5 protein-coding genes are annotated in these 6,022 nt (G+C 70.7%); 4 read left to right on the plus strand and 1 reads right to left on the minus strand.

Translation table 11 applies throughout. The annotated features are described in order from the left end of the window. Positions 1 to 332: 332 nt before the first annotated feature. Positions 333 to 1,151, minus strand: coding sequence for an IclR family transcriptional regulator (locus ACFYY6_RS38150; RefSeq protein WP_351525844.1), 819 nt, complete (start codon positions 1,149 to 1,151; stop codon positions 333 to 335). A 287-nt stretch (positions 1,152 to 1,438) separates the two neighbouring features. Here ACFYY6_RS38150 and ACFYY6_RS38155 point away from each other — a divergent pair, with 287 nt between their 5' ends. The 4 genes from ACFYY6_RS38155 (at position 1,439) to ACFYY6_RS38170 (ending at position 5,888) form a co-directional block, all read left to right on the plus strand. Continuing rightward, positions 1,439 to 2,809, plus strand: coding sequence for an aspartate aminotransferase family protein (locus ACFYY6_RS38155; protein WP_351525846.1), 1,371 nt, complete (start codon positions 1,439 to 1,441; stop codon positions 2,807 to 2,809). Further along, entirely contained in the window at positions 2,809 to 3,996 is a 1,188-nt protein-coding gene (locus tag ACFYY6_RS38160; protein ID WP_351525847.1) for a mandelate racemase/muconate lactonizing enzyme family protein, read from the plus strand. Before ACFYY6_RS38155 ends, ACFYY6_RS38160 begins: the two co-directional genes overlap by 1 nt. Further along, positions 3,993 to 4,838, plus strand: coding sequence for an amidohydrolase family protein (locus ACFYY6_RS38165; protein WP_351636037.1), 846 nt, complete (start codon positions 3,993 to 3,995; stop codon positions 4,836 to 4,838). Before ACFYY6_RS38160 ends, ACFYY6_RS38165 begins: the two co-directional genes overlap by 4 nt. Before the next feature lie 210 nt (positions 4,839 to 5,048). Further along, on the plus strand, positions 5,049 to 5,888 hold the full coding sequence (locus ACFYY6_RS38170) for an SDR family NAD(P)-dependent oxidoreductase (RefSeq protein WP_389197748.1): 840 nt from the start codon (positions 5,049 to 5,051) through the stop codon (positions 5,886 to 5,888). Positions 5,889 to 6,022 lie beyond the last annotated feature (134 nt).

The raw sequence follows: 6,022 nt of genomic DNA on the forward strand, positions 1-6,022 counted from the left end.
GGGCGGTGGGGTGGTGCGGAACGCTCATGCGGACTTCGCCTTCCGAGAAGCGCCGGGGATGAGGGAGCGTTCCTGCGGTGGACTGCCGAGAGGCGGATGGCTGAAAAGGTCCGGTCGTCTGGTGTTCCGGACGCGGTGGGCAGGCGTCGGAGTGAACCGGAAGGGGGGTGAAGCGCGAGTGACGGGAGGATGTCCTCGCGGTTGGCAGGGAACCTACGGCGGGTTGTGCCGATTGGTCAAGACCCGAATTTGTCGGAGTACGTCGTCCGGTGCCGTGACAGGCGGCGGTGGATGCCGGACGGGCGTCGGTGCCGAGAGGCGCGCCGGGAGGTCTACGCGGCGCCCTCCGTGTCGTCGACCCAGCCCAGCGACAGGCTGATCCGTCGGGCCGCGTCCCGTACCTGGCCGCCCAGTTCCTGGTAGCGCCAGGCCGGCAGGCCGAGCTTGAGACCCGTGATGGAGACGGCTCCCGCGCACACCGAGCGGTCGTCGAGGACGGGGGCGCCGATGCAGATGATGCCCTCGGCATCCTCCTCGTCGTCCAGGGCGTAGCCGACCCGGGCGATGTCGCGCAGGTGCGCCAGGAACGTGTCCCGGTCGGTGATCGTGCGGGAGGTGCGTCCGGGCAGTCCGAACCGGTCGACGACGGCGGCGGCCTCGCTCTGCGGCATGGCGGACAGCAGCGCCTTGCCCAGACCCGTGCAGTGCGGCAGCTCGCGGTGGCCCATCCGCAGATCGAGGCGGACCCGCTGGTCGAGCTCGACCTGGTCCACGACGACCGCGTGACCGTCCTCGGGGATCGCGAGCCGGGACGCCATGCCGGTGGTGCGGGTGAGTTCGCTCAGAACGGGGCGGGCCACCCCGCGCAGCGAGACCTGTGCACGGGCCCGGTCGCCGAGCCGGGCCAGGCTCATGCCGAGCCGGTAGCGGCGGTTCATGCCCTCGCCGTCGTCGGAGACGAGGCCGTAGGCGCGGAGGGTCTGGAGCATGCCGAAGGCGGCGCTCTTGGAGATGGAGCAGGCGTGTGCGACCTCCGTGACGCTCAGGCCGTTCCCCTGCGTGGGGGCGGCGAGCGCTTCGAGGATGTCCGCTGCCCTGGCCACGCTCTTGACCCAGTACTTCGGTTCTTCTGTGGCAGAGCTGTTCGTCATAGCAGAACAGTTTAGTGCCTGAGCGTGCGGTTCTTGATGGCTCCCTCCTGCTAAAGGCCGAGAATCGACGATTCGATGTCCGAAAGGGGGTTGACCGCCCCTAGTGGCCCACGTACTATCCAGGAACTGTTCTGCTCTACAGAACAGTGTTCAGAAAAAGCGAGCACCACCCACGCAACACGGATCACTCTCTTCCTGCGGCGACTGCCGGGCGGATGGCGCCAGGGACTCACGGGCCGGGCAGGGCCCGCGACAACCGACGACTATCGACGCAAGGAGCAAGCGATATGAGTTCAGGCCCGGCCGGCAACGAATCCGGAGCCCGACTCGCCGAGCGCGCCCGCCGGGTCGTACCCGGTGGCGTGAACAGCGGTCAGCGAAGTGTTCCCGGACTGACTGACCTCGTCGTCACCGGCACCGACGGCGCGCGGTTCCGTACCGCCGACGGACGCGAGTACACCGACTTCCACTCGGCGTTCGGCCCGCCGCTGCTCGGTCACAACGACCCCGACGTGGCCCGCGCCACCGCCGAGGCCGGCACCACCCTCGGCCACATGGGCGTCGGCGTCACCGAGGGCGAGGTCCTCCTCGCCGAACAGCTCGCCGAGCTGATCCCGTCGATCGAGAAGGTGCTGCTCACCAGCACCGGCAGCGAGGCCACGTTCCACGCGCTGCGCGTCTCCCGCGCCGCCACCGGCCGCCGCCTCGTCGTCAAGTTCCAGGGCTGCTACCACGGCTGGCACGACTCCGTCAGCCTCAACGTCATCTCCGCCCCGGACAAGGTCGGCGGCCACGACCCGATCTCCACCGGCATCCTGCCCGAGGTCCTCGAAGCCACCCTCGTGCTGCCGTTCAACGACAGCGAGGCCGTCCGCCGCACCTTCGCCGAGCACGGCTCAGACATCGCCGCCGTCATCGTCGAACCCGTCCCGCACAACGTCGGCGCGCTCCTGCCGTACCAGGAGTTCCTCACCACGCTGCGCGAGGAGACCCGCAAGGCCGGCAGCGTCCTGATCTTCGACGAGGTCATCACCGGATTCCGCCACGACATCGGCGGCTGGCAGAAGATCTCCGGCGTCACCCCCGACCTCACCACCCTCGGCAAGGCCATCGCCAACGGAGCCCCCGTCGGCGCGATCGGCGGCCGCGCCGACCTGATGGACCTCTTCTCCACCATCCCCGGCGCCCCCGCCTTCTTCGCCGGCACGTACAACGGACACCCGTCCGTCGTCGCCGCCGCCCTCGCCACCCTGCGCAAGCTCCGCGAGGAGCCCGTGCACGAGCACGTCTTCCGGCTCGGCGAGCGCGTCCGCACCGAACTGACCGGGCTGTACGAGCGCCTCGGCGTCCCCGCCGTCGTCACCGGCTACGGCTCCGTCTTCGTCAGCTACTTCATGCCCGGCGAGACCCCCCGCACCTACGCGGACCTGCTGAACAACGACGCCTCCCTGTTCGTCGGCTACCGCCGCAAGCTCCTCGAGCACGGCCTGTTCGAGCTGCCGCTCAACCTCAAGCGCAGCCACATCAGCTACGCCCACACCGACGCCGACGTGGACCGCCTCGTCGAGGGCACCGAGGCGGCGGTCAGGGCCGTCCTCGCCGAAGGCGGCGCACGCGACCTGGAGAACACCTCCACCATGGGCGGGGCGACCCGCTGATGCTCACCGTCAACAGCAGCCGCCCGGCCGGCCCCGCCGGACGCATCAGCCGCGTCGAGACCCTGATGCTCGGCACCGCCTGGCGCGACTTCGGCTACGTCCGGGTGCACACCGACGAGGGCCTGTCCGGCATCGGCGAGATCACCCACCCCTACCGGGTCCGGGAGGTCTGCGCCCTCACCGAGTCGATCGCCCAGCGGCATCTCATCGGCGCCGACCCCTTCGACATCGAGGAGCTGTGGCTCCGCGTCTACCAGGGCGACTTCCTGCGCGGCGGCGACATGGGCGGCATCGCCCTGTCGGGCCTCGACCAGGCCATGTACGACCTGATGGGCAAGGCGCTCGGGGTGCCCGCCTACCGCCTCACCGGCGGCGCCTGCCGCGACCGCGTCCGTGTGTACGCCAACGGCTGGTACACCGGCGAACGCGAACCCGAGACCTTCGCCGCCAAGGCGAAGGAGACCGTGGCCAAGGGCTTCACCGCCCTCAAGTTCGACCCGTTCGGCCCCGGACTGCACGAGCTGGAGCGCGCCGAACTGCGCCGCTCCGTCGACCTGGTGGCAGCGGTCCGCGAGGCCATCGGACCGGACGTCGACCTGTTCATCGAGGGCCACGCCCGGTTCGCCATGCCGACCGCCGCCCGCCTGGTGCGCGAGCTGGAACCGTTCGACATCGGCTGGTTCGAGGAGCCGATGCCCTGGACCCACATCGAGCGCTACGCGGAGCTGCGGCAGCGTGCCGCGTTCCCGATCTCCGGCGGCGAGCACTTCCACAACCGCTACGAGTACAAGCAGCTGTTCGCCACCAACGCCGTCGACATCATCCAGCCCGACCTCTCCATGGCCGGCGGCCTCACCGAGGTCAGGAAGCTGGCCGCGATCGCCGACACCCACGGCATGCTGGTGGCCCCGCACAACTCCAACTCGCCGCTCTGCACCACGGTCTCGGTGCACGCGACGCTCGGCATCCCCAACTTCAAGATCCTCGAGACGTTCGACGGGCTCCTGGAGGACTACGTCTTCGACGCGCTCAAGGGCACCCTCCCGATCAGCGACGGCCACATCGGCCTGCCGACCGCACCGGGGCTCGGTGTCGAACTCGTCGACGAGGTCTTCGAGGAGCACCCGCCCAGCCACCGGTTCTGGAACATGTTCGCGGACGGCTGGGAGAAGCGGAACCGGACATGATCGTCGACGTCCACTCGCACCTCTTCCGGCACAGCCACGACTTCACCGAGCCGTTCAGGTCCGACTCCGCCCGCGCCCACGCGGGCGAGGTCGACCTGACGGTGACGTGGGAGGAGTACGCCGCCACCGCCCCCGAGGGCACCCGCACGATCGTCGTCGGGGGCAAGGCGCGGCGCAGCGGACTGTGGGTCGACGACGCGGCCGTGGCCGCGTACGCGGGAGAGCACCCGGACCGGCTGATCGGGTATCTCTCCCTCGACCCCACCCAGCCCGGCTGGCAGGACGAACTCCGGTACGGACACCAGGAACTGGGCCTGCGCGGCATCAAACTGATGCCGATGTACGCGGGCTTCGATCCCGCCGCCGAGGAGTACGACGAGCTGTACGGCTACGCCGAACGGCACGGACTCCCGCTCCTGGTGCACACCGGCACGACCTTCGTGTCGACGGCGCCCCTGGAGTGGGCGATGCCCCGCCACCTGGACGCCGTCGCGATCCGCCACCCCGGACTGCGGATGGTCCTCGCGCACCTCGGCCATCCCTTCGAGGGCGAGTGCATCGCGGTCATCCGCAAGCACCCGCACGTGTACGCGGACATCAGCGCCCTGCACTACCGGCCCTTCCAGCTCTGGCACAGCCTCCGGCTGGCCCAGGACTACGGGGTCCTCCACAAGCTGATGTTCGGCAGCGACTACCCGTTCACGACGGTCGACGACTCGGTGAAGGGGCTGCGGGAGATCGCCCGCGTCCCCGGCATCCCGGGACTGCCGCCGCTCGACGTGGACGCGGTGGAGGAGATCATCCACCGGCCGTCGCTGGACCTGTTGGGCCTGAACGGCTGAGAGGCCGCCGGGTGGCCTGCGAGCCGAGATCACCCGGCAGCCTCCGATCCGGCCGTTCCCGTGAACCTGCCGGTGCGGCGGACGGGCGCCCCCCGCCCGCGTCCGCCGCACCGGCAGCCGGGCCGCCGCGCACCCACCCCTGTGTCCCGCGCGGCGGCCCCCTCCCCGTACTCACCGCTCTTCGCCGTCCCCGCCTGGAGGACCTCCGCCATGACCGCAGCCGTCCCGTCCCGCCCCATCGACCGCTTCGACCTGACCGGGCGCACCGCGGTCGTCACCGGGGCAGCCCGGGGTCTGGGCCGGGCCTTCGCCGTCGGGCTCGCCGAGGCGGGCGCCGACCTGGTCCTAGTCGACCTGCCAGGCGCGGAGGGGATCGACGCGACGGCGGCACAGGTCGAGGCGCTCGGCCGCCGCGCCCGGGTGTACGGACAGGACCTCGCGGACATCGACGCGCTGCCCGGGTTCGTCGACGCCGTGCGCGCCGAGGCCGGACCGCTGCACATCCTCGTCAACAACGCGGGTACGGCCGCCCTGGAGCGCTTCAACGAGATCACGCCCGCGAGCTGGTCGCACATCATGCGGGTCAACGTCGACGCGGTCTTCTTCCTCAGCCAGCGCATCGCCGAACACATGACGGCGGACCGCGTCGCGGGCCGCATCATCACCATCACCTCGAAGAACGCCCTGGTGGCGGAGGCGGGCCTGGCCCACTACAACGCCTCCAAGGCCGCCGCCCAACTGCTCACCGAGACCCTGGCGGTGGAGCTCGCCCCGCACGGCATCACCGCCAACACCCTCGCCCCCGGCATGGTCGAGACCCCCATCGACGGTGAATTCCCCTTCGACCGGGAGGCGTTCGAGGCCGCATACCGCGAACGCATCCCGCTCGGCCGCTACGCGCGGCCCGACGAGTGCGTAGGCGCGCTGCTGCTGCTCGCCTCGGACGCGGGGGCGTACCTCACCGGGGCGCGGATCGTCGTCGACGGGGGAGTGCTCGCCGACCAGATGCCGCGGATGCGTTTCATGCCGCCGTACCGGAACACCGTCTGACACCCGCGAGTGCCGTGACCGGCGGGCGTCGCCGGGAGGGGCACGAGCACGCATCGACCCCGACACCGCGAGGAGCACCTTCGTCATGTCCGTCCCCGCATCGTCCCCCGCCGGAGCCCCGGCACCGTCGTCCG

This window comes from Streptomyces sp. NPDC001750 (assembly GCF_042892615.1).
In the GTDB taxonomy this organism is placed as follows: domain Bacteria; phylum Actinomycetota; class Actinomycetes; order Streptomycetales; family Streptomycetaceae; genus Streptomyces.